20 protein-coding genes are annotated in these 18,663 nt (G+C 65.5%); 14 read left to right on the forward strand and 6 right to left on the reverse strand.

Annotated elements, in window-relative coordinates; genetic code table 11:
• The first annotated feature begins 5 nt into the window (after positions 1-5).
• From AC1Q5S_RS05885 to AC1Q5S_RS05915, 7 genes are all read left to right on the forward strand, one after another.
• Positions 6-791 carry a citryl-CoA lyase gene (locus AC1Q5S_RS05885; RefSeq protein WP_492238501.1) on the forward strand — a complete coding sequence of 262 codons (786 nt, stop codon included), beginning with the start codon at positions 6-8 and terminating at the stop codon, positions 789-791.
• A gap of 1 nt (position 792) precedes the next feature.
• Complete coding sequence (locus tag AC1Q5S_RS05890) at positions 793-1,512, forward strand: SDR family oxidoreductase (protein ID WP_492238502.1); 720 nt, start codon at positions 793-795, stop codon at positions 1,510-1,512.
• A complete protein-coding gene (locus tag AC1Q5S_RS05895) occupies positions 1,509-2,336 on the forward strand; it encodes an SDR family NAD(P)-dependent oxidoreductase (protein ID WP_422205421.1) in 828 nt (275 codons plus the stop codon). Before AC1Q5S_RS05890 ends, AC1Q5S_RS05895 begins: the two co-directional genes overlap by 4 nt.
• A gap of 1,160 nt (positions 2,337-3,496) precedes the next feature.
• On the forward strand, positions 3,497-4,276 hold the full coding sequence (locus AC1Q5S_RS05900) for a DUF3348 family protein (protein ID WP_422205419.1): 780 nt from the start codon (positions 3,497-3,499) through the stop codon (positions 4,274-4,276).
• Complete coding sequence (locus AC1Q5S_RS05905; protein ID WP_492238503.1) at positions 4,273-6,702, forward strand: DUF802 domain-containing protein; 2,430 nt, start codon at positions 4,273-4,275, stop codon at positions 6,700-6,702. Before AC1Q5S_RS05900 ends, AC1Q5S_RS05905 begins: the two co-directional genes overlap by 4 nt.
• Positions 6,699-7,352 carry an OmpA family protein gene (locus tag AC1Q5S_RS05910; RefSeq protein ID WP_422205416.1) on the forward strand — a complete coding sequence of 218 codons (654 nt, stop codon included), beginning with the start codon at positions 6,699-6,701 and terminating at the stop codon, positions 7,350-7,352. Before AC1Q5S_RS05905 ends, AC1Q5S_RS05910 begins: the two co-directional genes overlap by 4 nt.
• On the forward strand, positions 7,349-7,954 hold the full coding sequence (locus AC1Q5S_RS05915; RefSeq protein ID WP_492238504.1) for a DUF2894 domain-containing protein: 606 nt from the start codon (positions 7,349-7,351) through the stop codon (positions 7,952-7,954). Before AC1Q5S_RS05910 ends, AC1Q5S_RS05915 begins: the two co-directional genes overlap by 4 nt.
• Positions 7,955-8,055: 101 nt before the next feature.
• Here the strand turns inward: AC1Q5S_RS05915 and nhaR are convergent, their stop codons facing one another.
• A complete protein-coding gene (nhaR, locus tag AC1Q5S_RS05920; protein ID WP_492238505.1) occupies positions 8,056-8,952 on the reverse strand; it encodes a transcriptional activator NhaR in 897 nt (298 codons plus the stop codon).
• A gap of 150 nt (positions 8,953-9,102) precedes the next feature.
• On the opposite strand from nhaR, the gene AC1Q5S_RS05925 reads away from it, so the two are divergent.
• On the forward strand, positions 9,103-9,639 hold the full coding sequence (locus tag AC1Q5S_RS05925; RefSeq protein WP_303832960.1) for an Rrf2 family transcriptional regulator: 537 nt from the start codon (positions 9,103-9,105) through the stop codon (positions 9,637-9,639).
• Between the two features lie 84 nt (positions 9,640-9,723).
• Here AC1Q5S_RS05925 and AC1Q5S_RS05930 read toward each other — a convergent pair whose 3' ends face one another.
• From AC1Q5S_RS05930 to AC1Q5S_RS05950, 5 genes are all read right to left on the reverse strand, one after another.
• Positions 9,724-10,317, reverse strand: coding sequence for a MarC family protein (locus AC1Q5S_RS05930; protein WP_303832962.1), 594 nt, complete (start codon positions 10,315-10,317; stop codon positions 9,724-9,726).
• Positions 10,314-10,727, reverse strand: coding sequence for a VOC family protein (locus AC1Q5S_RS05935; protein ID WP_303832964.1), 414 nt, complete (start codon positions 10,725-10,727; stop codon positions 10,314-10,316). The genes AC1Q5S_RS05930 and AC1Q5S_RS05935 overlap by 4 nt, the downstream gene beginning before the upstream one ends.
• 52 nt (positions 10,728-10,779) lie before the next feature.
• A complete protein-coding gene (locus tag AC1Q5S_RS05940) occupies positions 10,780-11,154 on the reverse strand; it encodes a hypothetical protein (RefSeq protein WP_303832966.1) in 375 nt (124 codons plus the stop codon).
• Positions 11,155-11,195: 41 nt separating this feature from the next.
• Positions 11,196-11,567 carry a TraR/DksA family transcriptional regulator gene (locus AC1Q5S_RS05945; protein WP_422205411.1) on the reverse strand — a complete coding sequence of 124 codons (372 nt, stop codon included), beginning with the start codon at positions 11,565-11,567 and terminating at the stop codon, positions 11,196-11,198.
• A gap of 80 nt (positions 11,568-11,647) precedes the next feature.
• Positions 11,648-12,295: a glutathione S-transferase gene (locus tag AC1Q5S_RS05950; RefSeq protein ID WP_303832970.1), complete on the reverse strand. Its 648-nt coding sequence runs from the start codon at positions 12,293-12,295 to the stop codon at positions 11,648-11,650.
• A 121-nt stretch (positions 12,296-12,416) separates the two neighbouring features.
• On the opposite strand from AC1Q5S_RS05950, the gene AC1Q5S_RS05955 reads away from it, so the two are divergent.
• The 6 genes from AC1Q5S_RS05955 (at position 12,417) to AC1Q5S_RS05980 (ending at position 18,505) form a co-directional block, all read left to right on the forward strand.
• The gene (locus tag AC1Q5S_RS05955) at positions 12,417-12,785 is read left to right on the forward strand and encodes a DUF2946 family protein (protein WP_492238506.1); all 369 of its coding nucleotides are present in this window, start codon (positions 12,417-12,419) and stop codon (positions 12,783-12,785) included.
• 80 nt (positions 12,786-12,865) lie between these two features.
• Complete coding sequence (locus AC1Q5S_RS05960; protein WP_492238507.1) at positions 12,866-15,181, forward strand: TonB-dependent receptor; 2,316 nt, start codon at positions 12,866-12,868, stop codon at positions 15,179-15,181.
• Positions 15,182-15,204: 23 nt separating this feature from the next.
• Complete coding sequence (locus AC1Q5S_RS05965; protein ID WP_492238508.1) at positions 15,205-15,753, forward strand: YcnI family copper-binding membrane protein; 549 nt, start codon at positions 15,205-15,207, stop codon at positions 15,751-15,753.
• 38 nt (positions 15,754-15,791) lie between these two features.
• Positions 15,792-16,295, forward strand: coding sequence for a copper chaperone PCu(A)C (locus AC1Q5S_RS05970; protein ID WP_303832976.1), 504 nt, complete (start codon positions 15,792-15,794; stop codon positions 16,293-16,295).
• 72 nt (positions 16,296-16,367) lie between these two features.
• Positions 16,368-17,150, forward strand: a complete 783-nt coding sequence (locus AC1Q5S_RS05975; protein WP_303832977.1) for a PhaM family polyhydroxyalkanoate granule multifunctional regulatory protein — start codon at positions 16,368-16,370, stop codon at positions 17,148-17,150.
• Positions 17,151-17,203: 53 nt separating this feature from the next.
• Positions 17,204-18,505: an FIST signal transduction protein gene (locus AC1Q5S_RS05980; RefSeq protein ID WP_492238509.1), complete on the forward strand. Its 1,302-nt coding sequence runs from the start codon at positions 17,204-17,206 to the stop codon at positions 18,503-18,505.
• The last annotated feature ends 158 nt before the right edge of the window (positions 18,506-18,663 follow it).

An 18,663-nucleotide genomic window follows, 5' to 3' on the forward strand; every position in this document is an offset into this window, starting at 1 on the left:
CTCCTATGACCACCACCAAGAAGACACCCACCACCAGTCTGTGCACGCACACCCTCACCAGCCTGACCTACGGCAACGCCAACCTGGTGGATGACCTGATGGGCAAGACAACCTTCACGGAAGTGATGCTCATGCAGATATTGGGCCGCAAGCCGCGCCCGGTGGACCTCCGCGTCACTGACGTGGTGCTCATCGTTCTGATGGAGCATGGCCTCACACCCAGCGCCATTGCCACACGCCTGATCTACATGAGCGCGCCCGAGAACCTGCAAGGCGCGGTGTCCGCCGGCCTGCTCGCCGTGGGCAGTTCCTTTGTCGGTACTATGGAGAACTGCTCGGGTCTACTCGATCGCATCATTGCTGCGCCCGATGCGCACGCCGAAGCACTAGAGATTGCGCGCCACTATAAGGCGCTGAAATCACCTGTGCCCGGCTTCGGTCACCACTTGCACAAGCCGGTCGATCCTCGGGCATACAAGCTGCTTGAGCTGGGTCGCGCCGAGCCAGAACTGCACGGCAACCGCATCCGTGCGCTTGAAACGCTCTCGAAAGCAGTGGACGAAGTCGCCGGGCGCGCCATCACTATCAACGCCACAGGCGCGGTCGCAGCGTTGCTTGGCGAGATCGAGGTACCTACAGCCATCATGCGCGGCTTTGCCGTGATCTCGCGCGCGGCAGGACTGGTGGCCCACATCGTGGAGGAACAACGCGATCCGTCGGGGCGCTTCATCTGGGACACGGTGGAACATGCCATTCCCTTTGTCAGCCCTGGCGCAGCCACGGAGGCGTGACATGGACATCCGTGCTTTAGTCACCGGCGGCAGTCGCGGTATTGGCCGGGCCGTGGTGGACCGCTTAAGCGAGGACGGCTATCAGGTCGTCAACTTCGACCAGCAGCCGCCAGAGCGACTGGCCTATGGCGAACAGTATCTGTGTGTCGATGTCAGCGACGAGGCTGCCCTGTGCCAGGCGCTCGACGAAGCGCTGACAAGCGGGCCGATCACACGCCTGGTAAACAACGCCGGCATCGTGCGACCCCAGTCCATCGAGCGGGTCACTACCGACGACCTGCGTGCCGTGATGGACGTGAACCTCGCGGCCTCGGTGCTGTGCGCTCAAGCGCTCATGCCGGGCATGAGTGCTGCGATGAACGGGCGAATCGTCAATATCTCCAGCCGAGCCGCTCTGGGCAAGACCGAGCGCATCGCCTATGCGTCGAGCAAGGCAGCCCTGCTCGGCTTTACCAAGGCACTTGCGCTGGAAGCCGGTGTGAACGGCATCACTGTGAATGCCGTAGGCCCCGGCCCGATCGCCACCGAGCTGTTTACCAGCGTTAATCCGCCTGGAGCGCCCGCGACGGAGCGCATTCTGGAGGCGATTCCGCTGCGCCGTATGGGCTCGCCCTCAGAGGTCGCCCACATCGTGGCGTCCCTGCTAGACACGCGCGCGGGCTTTACCACGGGCCAGGTCATCTATGTGTGCGGGGGAATGACAGTCGGGCTGGCGTCATGAGCGGCACTACCGGACATACATCCAACGCACCTTGGGATCTCACTGGCAAGACGGTAGCCGTCGCGGGTGGCGGATCAGTGGCCCCTGGCTGGAGCATCGGCCGGGCCTCGTGCGTGACCTATGCCCGTCTGGGCGCTACAGTGTGCGTACTCGATCGTGACCTTTCCTCCGCACAGGAGACAGTTCGACTCATCACGGAGGAAGGCGGCGCAGCCTATGCCTATCAGACCGACATGGCGCGCGAGGAAGACATTGTGGATACCTTCCGCACCTTGGCCGCGCGTCATGCTCCGCTGGACGTGCTCCATCACAACGTAGGCATCGGCAAGACAGGTGGACCCATGGAGACCAGCGCCGAAGATCTGGATCGTATTCACGCGGTCAACGTCAAAAGCCTCATGCTGAGTTGCCAAGCAGTGCTACCCGGCATGGTGGAGCGTGGCGCTGGCGCGATCATCTCGATCGCCTCTGTGGCCGGTCTGCGCTATCTGGGCTACCCGCACTTGGCTTATTGCACGACCAAGGCAGCCGTTATTCAAATGACGCGAATGATTGCGCAGCAGTACGCGCCCCACGGCATTCGCGCCAACACGGTAGTACCGGGCCTGATCGACACGCCACGCGTGACAGCCAACGTGGCGCATGTGTTTTCCGATAGCCTGGAAGAGGCCAAGGCCGCACGTGCGCGGCAGGTGCCGCTGCAACGCATGGGCACGCCGTGGGAGGTGGCGAACGCTTGCGCCTTTCTTGCCTCTGACGCGGCCAGTTACGTCACGGGCACAGAACTGCTGATTGATGGGGGGTTGACCGGGAAATATGTGTAGCTGGGACCACGAACCCCGCTGCACAGGATCTCTTCTGCAGTTGCCCATTCGGCTGACTACCGTCGGCCAGAAGCAGTAGCTCTCCTGATCGCACCCAGCGTCAGGTGAAGACTGGTACGGGATGTTGATCGATATCGACTTGTCCACGGTGCGTGGCCAGCCGCGTTCGGCGTTTCTGGCCACCGCTGCAGAGCACGAGATGGCGAAGACCTAGGGCTTGATCGATTTGGAGCAACTCACCAGCGCCGCGCGCATCTTGCGCTCATACCCTCGCAGCAGTCGCCCTCGTCCAGCGCGGTGCGCAGCAGCACTGCTTTGATGGGATCGCCGGCTGGAAGGGGGCAGGTCACACAAAAGATTCTGAGGCCCCCCCACGAGACAGCTGGACAAACCAACCTTTTCGGTAGTTTGCAGCGTAGTGGATGCCAGAATTTCTGTCTGGCTGACTCAATAATCCGTCGAGGCATTCCAAACCAACAACCAACGCGCATCGGACCCAGTCATCACACGCGCTGCCGACTCCAGTTTGTGCTGCTCTGGCGACCAGCTGCATAGGTGCGGCATCTGAATTGACACGCGGATCAAGATTTGTTGTCGCTATTCGTGTCGAGTTCTTGATCCCGATTTGGTCGACTAACTGTTACCCAAAGGTCACATAGATGGCTGCTGATCAAAGCCGATCTTGGCGACCCTGTGACATATAATTGAATCCAAGTGAGCTAAAACGAGTTGTGTGTCACGCTATTTTTTGGACTTGCACAGAGGGCGGATGACGTGGTTCACCAATTAAAACCAGACGACCAACACGTATGGTTTGTCGCCTCATAACCCAAAGTTCTCGCGCAACCAAAAAATGCGGTCTTCGCTAATAAAAACGCCCACTTCAAGTGGGCGTTTTTATTTGTGCTTCCGTTGTCTCATGACGAAATATTCAATCGGAAGGCGCATGTATTGAACGCATGCGTACGTGGAGCACATGGCTGGTATCAGCGCTTGGTGATGTGCACTGCGGAAAACGCTGTGCCGGCACGTCGCCGCACCGATTGGGCGCTGCTTGGAGCAACGGTGGCCTTGCGCAAACACGGGCTCTCGCGGTTGGGGCGCAGCCCCTCGGTTTCCAAGATCTTTCCGAGCAGGAGTTGATACAGTGAATCGTTTCCATGCGGATGTATCTGCGTGACCGCCTCAGCCGTTCAGGGTTGATTGCACTCCTGGAGGAATGGGCACAGGAGGACTTCGCACGGGTGCAGCAACCGCGGGATATGGCGGAGCAGCTGAGCCGCTGGCTGAGTGCCGTGGATGCCATCAAGGTCAGCAGGGCGCTGAATGCCATGGAGGTTGTTTCGCCAGGGATGGTGCGGCGGGGACGGCCTGTGGATGCGCCAGCAATGGACGCCGTCATTCAAGCCGCGAAAGCTGAAGTCTTGGGGCTCATCGCCAAGCCGATTTCTCCTGTGAAACCCCTTCGCGGCCGGGTGAACCAAGTGCCTGTCGGTCATGTCGAAGCGCAGCCCTCGACAGAGCCCGCAGCGCAGATCCAGCGGTATGTGGGCCTGCAAAAACAGATGGGAACAAAATTCGCGGTCCTGCGTGGGCAGATGCGACAGTGGTTGCGCGAGGGGCCGCTCGCGCTGCAGCAACTGGCAGCGCTGGATGTCGTGATGGAGCAGATGCTGGATGCCCGCGAGCAGCGGCTGTGGGCATCGCTGCAAGGCCATCTGGAGCGGCGTCTGGCAAATCTACGGCACAGGCACCAGCAGGGGTTGCAAAGCAGCGGACGGGCGGGTGAGCCGGAGGGCGGTCACCCGGAGGATGGTTGGCTGTGGGCCTTTGAGGAGGACTTGCAGGCCTTGCTGCTCGCAGAGATGCAGGCACGCCTTCAGCCCATCACGGGGCTGCTGGAGGCTGCCCGCAACCAGGTAACAGGACAACAGGAATGAACAAGAGTGTGATGGCAGCCATCTTCGCAGTGGGCCTTGCGGCCGTAGGCTGGGTGGGCTGGGGTTTTGTGGGCTACAGCCCGCTGGCATTGGCAATGACGGTCGTGATTGGCGGGGTATACGTGCTGGGCGCCTATGAGCTGATGCAGTTTCGCGCCGCGACGGCGTCTCTGCGGATGGCGCTGGCAGGCAGCCCCGCAGCGCCGCTGTCCGACCTGAGCGGGTGGCTGGGTCGCCTCGCCCCCTCACTGCGCAACCCCGTGCGCCAGCGCATCGAGGGCGAGCGGGTGGCACTGCCCGGACCGGCCCTCACGCCCTACCTGGTCGGTCTGCTGGTCATGCTGGGCATGCTGGGTACTTTTCTGGGCATGGTGGTCACCTTCCATGGCGCAGTGGCAGCACTGGAAACCTCGTCCAGCCTGGAGTCCATTCGCGCCGCGCTGGCGGCACCCATCAAGGGCCTCGGTCTGTCGTTCGGTACCTCGGTCGCCGGTGTGGCCGCTTCAGCCATGCTGGGCCTGTTGTCGGCCATGAGCCGCCGCGAGCGGCTTGAAGTGGTGCGCCTGCTGGATGCCCATGTCCCCACCCTGTTCAGGCCCTTCTCGTCCGCCCACCGGCGTGAGGAAATGCTCCTGGCCCTGCAGACGCAGGCCCAGGCACTGCCGCTGATCGCCGAACACCTGCAGGGCCTCATGGAAGGCCTGGAGCGCCGTCACGGCCAATTGGGCGAGCAGCTGCTGACACAGCAGCAGGGATTCCACCGCGAAGCGGCCTCGGCCTACACCCAGCTGGCCAGCACCGTCGGGACATCCTTGCAGGAGAGTCTGGGCGCCAGCGCCCGCCAGGCGGGAGAGACGATTCGTCCCGTGGTCGAGCAGGCAATGGCCACCCTGGCCCAGGAGGCCCAGCGCTCGCACGAACGACTGCGCGAAACCACCGATGCACAGCTGCAGGCGCTCTCGGCCCAATGGGAGGGTACGGCCCGCCAGGTGGCCGACACATGGACTTCGGCACTGCACAGCCACACACAGACCCAGGGCACCCTGGTGGAACAGCTCGACGGTGCCCTGCAGTCGGTCACACAAGCGTTTGACCAGCGGTCCAGCGCACTGGTGGACTCCCTGCAGGCGTCAACCGTGCAAGCGCACGCTGCCCAGGCCGTGGCCGATCAGCAGCGTCTGGAAAGCTGGAATCGTTCCATGGAGGGCATGGCCAGCAGGCTCGGTGCCGAGTGGCAACGCACAGGCATGCAGATGCTGGAGCAGCAGCAGCGCGTCGGCGCGGCCCTGGAAGGGGCGGTCCAGCAGATCGACCACAGCCTGCAGACGGCCGCGCAGGCGTTTGACCAGCGTTCCGACAGCTTGCTGACAACGCTGCAGGACACGGTCGCACAATCGCACACGGCCCAGGTGGCGGCCGACCAACTGCGCCAGGACGGCTGGAGCCGCTCCATGCAAGCCATGGCCAGCACGCTCAGCGCCGAATGGCAGCGTGCGGGCGCACAGACGGTGGCGCAGCAGCAGGGTGTGTGCCAGGCCCTGGAGACAACCGCCACGCAGATCACCGAACGCATGACCGAGCAGGTGGCACGCACACTGGGTGGTGCGGCCACGTTGTTGGACCAGTCGGACATGCTGCTGCGCACCCGCATGGAGGCCGAGGCCCAGTGGGTGCAGGCCCAGGGCCAGCGCATGGACGAACTGACTGGTGTGTGGCGCACCGAGCTGGTGGCCCTGCGCGATGCCGAGGCCCAGCGCGGCCAGGCGGCCGTGGAGCGGCTCGACACACTGCAGGCGGCCGTGGCACAGCACCTGGCCACACTCGGGTCGGCCCTGGAGGCCCCGCTCACGCGCCTGCTGCAGACCGCTTCGGACGTGCCGCAGGCTGCGGCCGAGGTCATCGTCCAGCTGCGCCAGGAAATGACGCGCCTGAGCGAGCGCGACAACCTTGCCTTGGCAGAACGCACTGCCATGATGGAGCAGGTGGGCACACTTTTGCAGTCGGTGAACGAAGCGGCCGTGCAGCAGCGCGCCGCCATTGATGCGCTGGTGGGCTCGGCCGCCCAGGTGCTGGAGCAGGCGGGCCAGCAGTTCGCCCAGTCGCTCGGCGCGCAGGCCGGCAAGGTGGGCGAAGTGGCAGCGCATGTGGCCGCCAGTGCCGTGGAGCTGGCCAGCCTGGGTGAGTCCTTCAACCATGGTGTGGGCCTGTTCAGCGCCAGCAACGAGAAACTCATGGAAAGCCTGCAGGGCATCGAAGGCGCGATCGGCCAGTCGATGGGCCGCAGTGATGAGCAACTGGCCTACTACGTCGCCCAGGCCCGCGAGGTGATCGACCTGAGCATCAGCGCGCAGCAGGGCATCGTGGAAGACCTGCGCCGACTGCATGGCAATGCCGGCAGGGTCCCGCCGCAAGGGGTGGCCGCGTGACGGGCTTGGACGACAGCCTGGACGATGCCTCCGAACAGACGGCCCCGGTGTGGGCCGTGTTCGGCGACCTCATGGCGGGATTGCTGGGGGCCTTTGTACTGATCCTGGTGGGCGTGCTCGTGGTGCAGATCGACCTGGTGGCCAGCCTCCAGCAGGAGGTGGCGAAGCGCCAGATGGAGGAGCAGCGCCGCATGGCACTGGAAAAAGCACTCGCCATTCCCCTGGCCAGCGGCCGGGTGACTGTGAACAATGGCCGCATCGGCATCAGCGGCAGCGTGCTGTTTGCCACAGGCTCTGACGAGCTGCGCCCAGAAGGCCGCCAGCTCCTCACCAGCCTGGTGCCGCCCCTGCAGGTGTACCTGCGCGAACGCGACGAAATGCTCATGGTGAGTGGTTTCACCGACAACACCACGCTGCTGCGAGGTGCCCACCAGCGCTTTGCCGACAACCTGGAGCTGTCGGCCCAGCGCGCCTTGACGGTGGCACGGGCACTCATCGACGAAGGCATGCCCTCCTCGCAGGTCTTTGCAGCGGCCTTCGGTGCAGAGCAGCCGGTGGCGGACAACACCGACGAAAAGGGCCGGGCGCAAAATCGCCGCGTGGAAATGGCGCCTGTGCCCAAGGCATCGAATGCAAAGCCTGTCCGATGAGTGAGCCGGGCGAGCCCACGCTGCAGTCCCTGCGGGCCCACGGCGCAGATCGCCATGACCCGGTACGCTTTCACTTCCTGGAGGTGATGGCCCGCCGCATTCCAGGCCAGCCTGCAGCCGTGCAGCAAGTACTGCAAGGCCGGCTGCGTGCGGCGGTGATCGACTATGCCGCGTGCGTCCGTTCGGCGCCAGGAGCGCGGCAGCGCATGGAGCCGCCCGCCATACCCGCAGCGGGCTCTGCCCTGGCGCAACTCAACCGCGATCTGGACGCCCGTGTCCGGAACGATGGCGGCATCGCGCGCATGGGGGTCGGCGCAGGGGTTTCGGACATGAAGAGCGTGCGCCAGTTCAGCGAAGTATGGTCCAAGATTTCCGCGGAACGGCGGGTAGCGCAGGCGCTGGAAAACGGACCTGACAATGCCGGTCCGCTCAACTCCCACAAGCTCATGCTGCGCGCCCTTTGCTTGATGCAATCCTTGTCGCCGGACTACCTGCGGTGCTTTTTGTCGCACGCTGATTCCCTGCTGTGGCTGGAGCAGGCCAGTGTGAAGCCCTCACGCTTGGCGGCCAAACCGGGGCGCAAGAGCCAGCCCAGGCAATGAGCCTTCTGGCAGAGCGAATTCCCGTGTTGTGATGCCCATCGTTCAGGGAAGCGCATCGCCTGCGCTGCCGATTCTGCAATAGCGCCAATCCGGGCGGTGCCTCACTGGGCAAAGAGCTCTGCCCTGGCGGCCCGTGTGATGGCGGAAACGCAGGGGTGGGTGATGCGGCGTTCTACGGAGATGGCGAAGAATTCCTCCACCAGCTCGGAGGTCTTTCCCACCACCTGCACGCCAAACTGCGCCACGGTCTCGTCCTCCAGCACGCTGGGCGAGGTGAAAACGCCGCGACCTTCCCGGCCAAAAGCATTCATGAGCGCGCTGTCATCGAACTCTCCCACGATGTGCGGTTGCAGCTGGTATTTGTTGAACCAGTGATCGAGTTGCTGGCGTACGGAGGACAGGGGGCCCTGAATCAGCATGGGCGCGCCGTGAAGGCATTGGGGAAAGGGGCCCTGGAGCTGCTGGGCGAGCGAAGGGGCGCAGAAGAAACTCATGGCGCTGATCCCGAGCGCATGGTTGAAGGCCTTCACCCCCACTTTTCGGGACACCGGTTCGTCGGCAATCACCAGATCCAGGCGGTGCAGCGTGAGTTGCGCCAGCAGCTCCGGGAACTTGCCTTCGTGGCAGATCATGTGCACGCGATCCGCCAGGCCCAGTGCCGGCTCCAGCAGATGGTAGGCCACCGGCTTGGCGACCGAATCCGCGATGCCCACGCGAAATTCCAGCGGTTTTGCCTGGCCGCGCGAGAGGCGCACGGATTTTTCCAGTGCGTCCCCCAGGGCGAAGATCTGTTCGGCGTACCCCAGCGCAATGCGCCCCTCGCTGGTCAGCTCCAACCCCCTGCCGCGCTTGCGAAAGAGGTCATGGCCCAGCCATTGCTCCAGCTGCTTGATCTGGCCTGACAGCGTCTGGGGCGTGGTGTGCAACTGCTCACCGGCGCGCACCACGCCGCCGGCCTTGGCCACCGTCCAGAAATACTTGAGATGCTTGAAGTTCATCGGGATGTGCAATGGTTCGATAAAAACGCAATGTTTTTAACAATAAAACGAATATACGCGAAGTGTTGAATCCACTACATTGGTCCGATGGACCGAGCTGGAAAGGGGTTTCCCGGGGCTCGGAGGTATCAATGTTCACAAGGAGTGAAGATGCGAATTACCACCAGAGGACAGCTTGCCGTGTCAGCGATGACCGACCTGGCCATGCGCCAGAACACAGGCCCGGTGGCGCTGTCCACGATCAGCGCGCGCCAGGGCACCTCCCTGTCGTATCTCGAACAGCTTTTCAGCGCCCTCAAGCGGGCCGGCCTGGTTGACAGCACGCGCGGGCCCGGGGGGGGCTATGCCCTGGCCCACCAGCCCGAGCAGGTGTCGGTGGCCGACATCGTGGTCGCGGTGGAGAACCACCAGCCAGGGGAGGAGACGGCGGCGACGCAGGCATCGTCCCAGATGGTGACCATGACCGGAACGCTCTGGACAGCCTTCAACGCACGGGTGCTGGAATACCTTCAGTCCGTCACGTTGCGTGATTTGGTGGCCGAGCAGCAGGCGCGTGGCGTGCAGGTCGAGTCGCCGGTGGTGGCGCGCGCCAAACTCGCCCGCCGTCCGGCGCCACTGATGGCCCGTGCCGGAGTGCCCAATTCGGTCTTTGCCCTGGGCGCTGCCACTGCGCTGGCAGGCAAATGAGTGGGGGCGGCGACCCGGTCGCCGCGTCCATGCCGCGGACTCGGGGCATATCGGCGCCATGCCGCCCCAGCAGGGCGGTGCTGCCTACCACTGCTGCGCCAGCTGCTTGATGCCGCGGATCAGCATCTCCACCGAGATGGCCACCAGGATCAATCCCATCAGGCGCTCAAAAGCCATCACCACGCGCTCGCCCACCAGGCGCTGGATGCGTTCGGCCATTAGCAGCACCACGGCGCACACGGCCATGGTCACGCACAGGGCGGCCACCCACTCCAGCCGCCGTTCGGGTGCCTGGGCCACCAGCAGCATGACGGTGGCCATGGCCGAGGGGCCCGCCAGCGCGGGGATGGCCAGCGGCACGATCAGCGGCTCACCCGGCAGTTCTGTCTGGGGCCCGGAGTCTGGCGGAAAGATCATGCGCAGCGCAATCAGAAACAGCACGACCGCACCGGCGAGCTGCAGCGACAGGTCGCTCAGGTGCATCACCTGCAGAAACTGCGCGCCAAAGAACAAGAACACCAGCAGCAACGCAAAGGCGATCAGCACCTCGCGCAGGATCACCCGGGCCCGGCGTTCGGGCGCAACGCCGCGCAGGGCGTTGGCAAAGAGGGGGATGTTGCCCAGCGGGTCGGTGATCAGCAGCAGCAGGATGGTGGCCGACGCGAAGGTGTAGCTCACGGTGCGTACACCGCGTCCAGCGACCGAAAGCCCTTGATCTCGATCGGGTTGCCGCTCGGGTCATGGAAGAACATCGTCCACTGCTCGCCGGGCTGGCCTGCAAAACGGACTTGCGGTTCCAGTACAAAGGCGGTGCCGGAAGCCTTCAGAGACGCGGCCAATGCATGCCAGTCGGGCAACTCCAGAATGGCGCCGAAGTGCGGCATGGGCACCAGATGGTCGCCCACATGACCAGTGCGGGTGCTGGCAAAGGGTGTGCCCAGGTGCAGCGAAATCTGGTGGCCAAAGAAGTCGAAGTCCACCCAGGTGTCGGTGCTTCGCCCTTCCTGGCAACCCAGCACGCCGCCATAGAAGCTGCGGGCTGCATCGAGGTCGGTGACGTGCAAGGCGAGGTGAAAGAGGCTGCGCATCCCGCAAAGGATAGCAGCCAGGGGCCTCCCCATGGGGGGCCTGGCGCAGTTTTCAGCCCATCGACGGATCGGCCGCCATGTTGTCGAACCTCTTGAAGTACTGGCGCGCCATCGCCACCAGCTGGGCGTCCGTGGGGTGGTCTGCCGTGACCGAGTCCACCACCGCGCCGGCCACCGCAGCATGGTGCCTGGTACACCAGTCGCGGAACTGGTGGCATGCAAGTCCGGGGCCGGCCAGCAGCACTTCTTGGGTATGGGCCAGCGCCTGGGCGATTTCGGCAAAGAACTGGCCGAGGTCCTCCGTCTTGCCCTGGTGTCTGTGGTGGCTGCGGGATTTGATGCGCTGCGCCTCGGTGTGTTCGCGGTCGAACATCACCACATGGGCTTCGGCATGGTCCATCCAGACAACGGCGTGAAAAGTGTTCATGGGAAGGCCTTTTTGCGGTGGAGGTGGACAAAGAAATTGGCTCAGGCTGGCCGGCGATGCTGTTCGGCCTTTTCCTGGCATGGCACGCAGCGCGCCGCCTCGGGCGTGGCATGCAGGTGCGCTGCGGAGATGTCGGCGCCGCAATCGGTGCACCCGCCATAGGTGCCCGCCTCGATGCGCGCCAGGGCGGCTTCCACGACAGCGAGGTGGGCCGTTTCGCGTTCGTCCAGCGCGAACTCCAGTGCACGCTCGGTAGCCAATTGGGCGCGCGGATCTTCCGGCTGGCCGAAATGGTTGGCGGCAGCTTCGGCCCGGCCGATGGCACCGCCACGCTGCTCGGCCAACTGGGTCAGCAGCGCAGAGCGTTCTGCGAGCAGTTGCTGGTGGAAAGGGGCGGCCTGGGACGGTTCCATGCTGCGCCCGAAGCGCACGCCCTGCGTTGACCAAGATCAAGGGGTGTGGGTGCGGCGCCGGGGGCGCCCTGGCCGGCCGCTCAGCGCTTGGGTGGGCGCGCCATCATCTCGGCGGTGCTGGCCTTGCGGTCGGCGTTCACGCGCTGCACATGGGGGCGTTCGGCCATGCGGGTCAGGTATTCGCGCACGGGCAGGTCGGCCAGGTAGTCGCGGCCGTAGATGATCTTGGTGGCCGAGCTGATGAGCGGCAGGTGCACGATGGCGGCGCAGTCGGCCAGGGTGAAGCTGTCGCCCGCCATGCAGGGGCTGAACTTCGCCAGCCGGCCGAAGGCGGCAATGTTCTTTTCCAGCTGGGCGCCCACCTTCTCGCGGGTCGATTCACTCACCGTGCCACCAAAGAAGGCCTGGGGATACAGGTTGCGCGCCACCAGCTCCAGGTGCAATTCCAGGAACGTGATCAGCTCGCGCACCTTGGCGGCGCCAAACGGGTCGGCGGGCAGCAGGGCCGGTTGGGGATGGGCGGCCTCGATGTAATCGGCCATCACCGCAGATTCGCACAGGGTTCCCTGGGGCGTGCGCAGGTAAGGCACCTTGCCCAGGGGCGTGGCGCTGCGGTCGGTCTCGCCCACCCAGGCCTGTTCTTCCGTAAAGGGCAGGCCTTTTTCCAGCAGGGCGAGCTTGACCTTGTTGTAGTAGTTGCTGGCTGAAAAGCCGCAGAGTGTCAGCATGGGGATGTCTCCTTGGGGGTGGGCAAAGCGTACATCGTAGAAGGGTTCCAGGACAAAGCCCGTCGCCCAGATGACCCCGGTCAAGGACATGGCGGTTTGCCCACCTACAATCAGCGCCTTCATGCCTGCCCCCCTGCAAACCCTTCGCCGCCTTCGCTGGTTCGCCCGCCTGGTGCTGGCGTGGTTTGTCATGTCCATCGGCGTGGCGGTGGCGTCGCCCCTGGTCAACCCGCAGGCCATGGAACTGATCTGCTCGGGCTCGGGCGCGATCAAGGTGCTGGTCAAGACCGACGACGGCGCCAAGGAGCTGTCCAGCCACACGCTGGACTGCCCGCTGTGCGCGCATGTGGGCGCTCCGCCTCCCGCGTCGCAGGCCTCGCTGCCGGTGGTGCACCCCCTGGCGCATGCCCTGCGCCCCATTCCTGCCGCGCACATCGCTGCGCGCACTGCCGCGCCGCTGCCGCCGCGCGGGCCCCCATCGCTCTCCTGAAATTGCTATTTATTTAATAGCTGTTTGCGTATGAAACACATACGCTTGCAGCCTATTTGGCTTGATTTTCAGGAGTCTCCATGCGCAAGAGCCGCATGGCGCTGGCCGTGGCCAGTGCCTTTCCCCTCGTCCTTACCTTCACGTTCACCGGGGCCGTGCCCGCATTCGCCCAGACCGCCGGCAGTGCCAATGCATCTGTCAAGGAGCTGGGCGTGGTCACCATCCGTGGCGGCCAGCCCACCTCGCTGCCCACACAGGTTCCCACCACCATCGAGGGCGTGACGCGCGAGCAGATCGAGCATGCGATCAACGCCACCGATAGCGAAGACGCCCTCAAGTACCTGCCCAGCCTGCTGGTGCGCAAGCGCTACATCGGCGACTACAACCACGCCGTGCTGTCCACGCGCGCCTCGGGCACGGGCAACCCGGCACGCTCCATGGTGTTTGCCGACGGCATTCTGCTAAGCAATTACCTGGGCAATGGCCCCACCAACGCGCCGCGCTGGATGCTGGTCACGCCCGAGGAGATCGAGCGGGTGGACGTGCTCTACGGCCCGTTCTCAGCCGCGTATGCGGGCAACTCGGTGGGCGCGGTGGTGGACTACGTCACGCGCATGCCGACACAATTCGAGGCGCATGGCCAGGTCAGCACCCAGCACCAGCCGTTTGACCTGTACAACACCAGCGGCACCTACGGCGGCAAGCAGGTGAGCGCCTCGGTGGGCAACAAGAACGGCGACTGGTCCTGGTTCCTCAACTTCAACCAAACGGACAGCGAAGGCCAGCCGCTCACCTTTCCCACGCGGCTCGTGTCCGCCGGCGCCGTGGGCAATGCGGGCACGCCGGTCACGGGCGCGGTGCTGGGCAACAACCGCAGCAACCAGCCCTGGTACCTGCTGGGCACCGCCACGCAGTACCACACGCAGCAAGACCATCTCAAGGCCAAGATTGCCTACGACTTTTCACCCACCGTGCGGGCCGCGTACACCTTTGGCTGGTGGCACAACGCATCCGAAGGGCGCCCCTCCAGCTACCTGCGCGATGCCAATGGCAACGCGGTGTACGCGGGCACCGTCAACATCAACGGCCGCTCGTACACGCTCGCGCCCACCGACTTCAACGTGTCCAACGAAGACCTCACGCACTTCATGCACGGGCTTGTCGTCAAGAGCCACACGCAGGGCGCGTCCGACTGGGAGGTGGCCGCCAGTCTCTACGATTACCAGACCGACACCCTGCGCGCCGCCACCGTGGCGCTGCCCGCCGCTTTGAGCGGCGGCGCGGGCCGCATCGTCAACAGCCAGGGCACGGGCTGGAACACGCTGGCCGCCAAAGGCACCTGGCGGCCCGAGGGTGTGCAGGGCCACATCGTGGATTTTGGCCTGCAGCGCGACAGCTACCAGTTGCGCACGGTGGAGAGCGCCACGGCGAACGGGATCAGCGGCGATGCGGGCGCACGCAACCAGGCCTTCAACGGCGACACGCAGCTCCTCGGCCTGTGGGCGCAAGACACCTGGAAGATCGCCCCGCAGTGGAAGGCCGTGCTCGGCGCCCGCGCCGAACGCTGGAGCGCCCGCGACGGCCAGACCGGCAACGCCACCACCACGCTGAGCCACCCCGAGCGCAACGAAACCTACCTCTCGCCCAAGGCCGCCGTGGCCTGGCAGGCCAGCGACCTGTGGGTGCTCAAGGCCTCCACCGGCCGCGCGGTGCGCATGCCCACCGTGGCCGAGCTGTACCAGGGCGGCATCAGCGGCAGCGGCACGTTGATCAACAACGACCCCCATCTCCAACCCGAAAAGAGCTGGACCACCGAGCTGACGGCCGAGCGGGACATGGGCAATGGCCTGCTGCGCCTCACGGCCTTCTTCGAGCGCACCAGGGACGCGCTGTACTCGCAGACCAATGTGCTGGTCACGCCCAACGTCACCAACATCCAGAACGTGGACGCCATCCGTACCCAGGGGCTGGAACTCTCGTACCAGGCGGCCAACGTGTTGGTGCGCGGGCTGGAGCTGGGCAGCAGCCTGACCTGGACCCATTCCAGGATCACGCGCAACGACAAGTTCCCCGCCAGCGTGGGCCAATGGCAGCCGCGCATCCCCGAGTGGCGCACCAGCGCCGTGGCCACCTGGCGACCCGACGACCAATGGTCGTACACCCTGGGCGCGCGCTACAGCGGCAAGCAGTACAGCACGCTCGACAACACCGACCCCAACGGCTTTGCCTACCAGGGCGCGAGCCGCTACTTCACCACCGACGTGCGCGTGCGCTACCAGATCAGCAAGCAGGTCAGCGCCGCCGTGGGCATCGACAACCTGAACAACTACCAGTTCTGGAACTTCCACCCCTATCCGCAGCGCAGCTACATGGCCGAGCTGAAGTGGGCCCTCTGACCTCTGCATACGCCATCATTACCATGAAAATTCTCAAAAAAATAGCTACTTGCGCTTTATTGGTAAGCGCTACAGGTCTTTTTAATGTTGCAAATGCCCACATCACGCTGGAATACCAGGTGGCCAACGCCGGCAGCGGCTACAAGGCCACGTTCCGCGTGGGCCACGGCTGCGGTGAGTCGCCCACGCGCGAGATCGTCGTGACCCTGCCGCCCGGCGTGGAAGGCGCCAAGCCCATGCCCAAGGCCGGCTGGACCATCGCCATCGAGCGCGAAAAGCTCACCCCACCGCGCACCGACCATGGCAAGACCATTGCGGAGGAAGTGCGCCGCATCCGCTGGACGGCGAACACCCCGGCCGATGCGCTGCCCAACGCCTACTACGACGAGTTCGTGCTGCAGGCGCGCATGCCCGCGCAGGCCGGCGTGCTGTACTGGCCGGTGGCCCAGGTCTGCGAGCAGGGCCGGACCGACTGGGCCGAAGTGCCTGCCGCAGGCCACACGCCTGGCGATCTGAAATTTCCCGCGCCCGTGCTGGAGCTGATGCCGGCTGCAGGCGGCCACGCGCATTGACCGATTCCCTTTTTCTTTTTCAACCCCAGGAGAGCTCCATGACACTGCACCCTATCACCCGCTCCGCTTTCATCGCCCTCGCCCTGCTTGCCGGGCAGGCCCATGCCCAGGCCACCGCACCCGTGGCGGTGGATGGCGCCTGGGCACGCGCCAGCGTGCAAGGCCAGAAGGCCACGGGCGCCTTCATGCGCCTCACAGCCAAGGACGGCGCCCGCCTGGTGCGCGTCGAAACACCGGTCGCCGGCGTGGCCGAAGTGCACGAGATGAAGATGGAAGGCGACATCATGAAGATGCGCGCCGTGCCCGCGCTCGACCTGCCCGCGGGCAAGACCGTGGAGCTCAAGCCCGGTGGCTACCACGTCATGCTGCTGGACCTGAAGGCACCCTTGGCCAAGGGTTCCACCGTGCCCGTGACGCTGGTGTTCCAGGATGCCAAGGGCGTTGAAACCCAGTTGCCGCTGCAGTTGCCGGTGGCCACGCAGGCGCCTGGTGCAACGGCTGCCACAATGGGCCACGGCACGGCGCACGGGCAAAAACACTGAGCACCGGGGGCTTCCCGCCGCCCAAGGCATTGGAGTAAGCTGTGCCACAGACCCACCTCTTGCGGAGCGGCCATGAGCGACACATCCCACTTTGGTTTCGGCAAATTCGTCCCCGGCTTCGACTTTCTGCAAAGCCTGGCCAAAGGCGCCTCCAGCAGCATTCCCCAGCTGCCCAACCTGTCGAACTGGGTGGCGCCCACGCTCAGTGTCGAAGAGCTGGAAAAGCGCATCGACGAACTCAAGGCCGTGCAGTTCTGGCTGGAGCAGAACTCGCGCGCCCTGACGGCCACCGTCCAGGCGTTGGAAGTGCAGAAGATGACCCTGGCCACGCTCCAGGGCATGAACCTCAGCATGGCCGAGGTGGCCAATGCCTTCAAGCCCAAGGCCGCCGATACCGTTGCCAGCCGGGCCAGCGCCCCCGCGCCGGCACCCGCGCCCGCAGCGGCTGCGCCACAGCCCGCTGAACCCGTCCAGCCTGCTGCGGCCGGAGATGCGCAGGCCGCCAAGGCCCCTGAGCCGGCCCTGGTGGACCCCATGCAATGGTGGGGTGCGCTGACCAGCCAGTTTCAGCAGATCGCTGCCAGCGCCCTGAAAGACGCCGGCAAGCCGGCGACGCTGGACCCCACCACAAGCATGGCCACCGAAGCCCTCAAGACCGCCACCGACATGGCCAGCCAGTTTGCCGCCAAGGGGCTGCAGACCCTGCAGGCCGGCCAGCGCACTGCCGCCGGTGCGACCAGGCCGACCGCTGCCAAAAAGCCCGCCGCCAGGAAGGCGCCCGCCCAATCTGCGGCCAAATCCGCCGCCAAGAAAACTACGGCCCGCCGCGCACCGCGCAAGCCGGCAGGCGGATAGGCTGCTCTGGCGGTGCTGCAGGCAGCGCCCGCCGCCGCCCGTGAGGTCACACCATGAAACTATTTCCCACCGGCCATGCCACCCATCCCCAGTGGCGCATGGCCGCCGCCCTGGTGCTGGCGCAGTTGCGCGCCCAGATGGCCCTGCCCGACTACGCGCACACCCCCACGCTGGGCCTGCTCTACATCACCGACCACTACGCCAGCGAGGCGCAGGCACTGTTCGACTTCCTGAGTGGTGAGCTGCCCGAAGTGACCGACTGGAGCGGTACCGTGGGCGTGGGGGTCGCGGCCAACAATGCCGAGTATTTCGATGAGCCTGCGCTGTCGATGATGCTGCTCGACATCCCGGCCGACCAGTACCGCGTGTTCTCGGGCGTGGCCCCGCTGCCGCGCAATCCCGCCAGCGGCTTCGAGGCCCATACCGCGCTGGTGCATGCCGATGGCCACACGGCCGAGCTGGCGGAGCTGCTGGGCGAAATGGCCGCGCGCACCACCACCGGCTACCTGTTTGGCGGGCTCAGTGCCAGCCGGGGCGCCAGTGTGCAGTTCGCCGTGGCCGGCAATGGCAACATCGCCGGCCACGGGGCGGCGGGCGGGGTGTTCGATGGTGGCCTCTCGGGCGTGGCCTTCGGACCCGGCGTGGCGCTGCTGTCGCGGGTCACGCAGGGATGCCAGCCGGTGGGGCGCTTGCACACCGTCACCGCTGCGCACGAGAATGTGGTACTGCAGCTCGACGCGGAGCCCGCGCTGGATGTGCTGCTGTCCACGCTCGATGTGTCGCTGGACGGCGATCCGCAGGCGGCGTTGCGCAAGGTGCGGGCCACCCTGGCGGGGCTGGTCGATGCCGGCGAACAGCCGCAGGGGGCGCAGCACACCGGCCACTTTGGCACGGACACCCGGGTGCGCCATATCGTGGGCCTCGATGGTGCGCGCCGGGGGGTGGCGCTGGCCGACCATGTGGAGCCCGGCATGCACCTGGCGTTTTGCCAGCGCAACGTGGCCGCGGCCCGCGCCGACCTGATGCGCATCTGCGCGGAAATCCGCGAGGAGCTGTCGCCGGAAGAAACAGAGCCGGCACCGCAGGCCAGCGAAGCGCAGGAGGGTTTGCGCCAGGCGCCTGGCAGCGCGGCACCGGCGGCGGCCAGCCCCGCGGCCCGGTCCATCCGGGGCGCCATCTATGTGAGTTGCTCGGGTCGGGGTGGCCCGCACTTTGGCGGGCCCAGCGCCGAGTTGCAGATCGTGCGGCATGCGCTGGGCGATGTGCCGTTGACAGGTTTTTTTGCGGGCGGCGAAATCGCACACCACCATCTGTATGGCTACACCGGTGTGCTGACGGTGTTCGTCAGCGCCTGAGGGCTCCTCCAGCTTGCTTTGTTTGGGGGGCGTGGTCGTGCTCAACCGCCTTCCGCTGGCAGGCCGCAGGCATCCCACGGCGTGCCGCTGCGCGCCATGGTGGTGGCGTATGTCACGGGCACGGGGGCGGCGCCTCGGCGCTTTCCCGCGTTCCGGGC

It is taken from the genome of Acidovorax sp. GW835-FHT14B10 (assembly GCF_058793725.1).

Bases quoted from the DNA above. Each gene is read 5' to 3' on its own strand.
- AC1Q5S_RS05885 (WP_492238501.1), top strand. From the start codon at position 6: ATGACCACCACCAAGAAGACACCCACCACCAGTCTGTGCACGCACACC.
- AC1Q5S_RS05890 (WP_492238502.1), top strand. From the start codon at position 793: ATGGACATCCGTGCTTTAGTCACCGGCGGCAGTCGCGGTATTGGCCGG.
- AC1Q5S_RS05895 (WP_422205421.1), top strand. From the start codon at position 1,509: ATGAGCGGCACTACCGGACATACATCCAACGCACCTTGGGATCTCACT.
- AC1Q5S_RS05900 (WP_422205419.1), top strand. From the start codon at position 3,497: ATGCGGATGTATCTGCGTGACCGCCTCAGCCGTTCAGGGTTGATTGCA.
- AC1Q5S_RS05905 (WP_492238503.1), top strand. From the start codon at position 4,273: ATGAACAAGAGTGTGATGGCAGCCATCTTCGCAGTGGGCCTTGCGGCC.
- AC1Q5S_RS05915 (WP_492238504.1), top strand. From the start codon at position 7,349: ATGAGTGAGCCGGGCGAGCCCACGCTGCAGTCCCTGCGGGCCCACGGC.
- nhaR (WP_492238505.1), bottom strand. From the start codon at position 8,952: ATGAACTTCAAGCATCTCAAGTATTTCTGGACGGTGGCCAAGGCCGGC.
- AC1Q5S_RS05925 (WP_303832960.1), top strand. From the start codon at position 9,103: ATGCGAATTACCACCAGAGGACAGCTTGCCGTGTCAGCGATGACCGAC.
- AC1Q5S_RS05935 (WP_303832964.1), bottom strand. From the start codon at position 10,727: ATGCGCAGCCTCTTTCACCTCGCCTTGCACGTCACCGACCTCGATGCA.
- AC1Q5S_RS05940 (WP_303832966.1), bottom strand. From the start codon at position 11,154: ATGAACACTTTTCACGCCGTTGTCTGGATGGACCATGCCGAAGCCCAT.
- AC1Q5S_RS05945 (WP_422205411.1), bottom strand. From the start codon at position 11,567: ATGGAACCGTCCCAGGCCGCCCCTTTCCACCAGCAACTGCTCGCAGAA.
- AC1Q5S_RS05950 (WP_303832970.1), bottom strand. From the start codon at position 12,295: ATGCTGACACTCTGCGGCTTTTCAGCCAGCAACTACTACAACAAGGTC.
- AC1Q5S_RS05955 (WP_492238506.1), top strand. From the start codon at position 12,417: ATGCCTGCCCCCCTGCAAACCCTTCGCCGCCTTCGCTGGTTCGCCCGC.
- AC1Q5S_RS05960 (WP_492238507.1), top strand. From the start codon at position 12,866: ATGCGCAAGAGCCGCATGGCGCTGGCCGTGGCCAGTGCCTTTCCCCTC.
- AC1Q5S_RS05965 (WP_492238508.1), top strand. From the start codon at position 15,205: ATGAAAATTCTCAAAAAAATAGCTACTTGCGCTTTATTGGTAAGCGCT.
- AC1Q5S_RS05970 (WP_303832976.1), top strand. From the start codon at position 15,792: ATGACACTGCACCCTATCACCCGCTCCGCTTTCATCGCCCTCGCCCTG.
- AC1Q5S_RS05975 (WP_303832977.1), top strand. From the start codon at position 16,368: ATGAGCGACACATCCCACTTTGGTTTCGGCAAATTCGTCCCCGGCTTC.
- AC1Q5S_RS05980 (WP_492238509.1), top strand. From the start codon at position 17,204: ATGAAACTATTTCCCACCGGCCATGCCACCCATCCCCAGTGGCGCATG.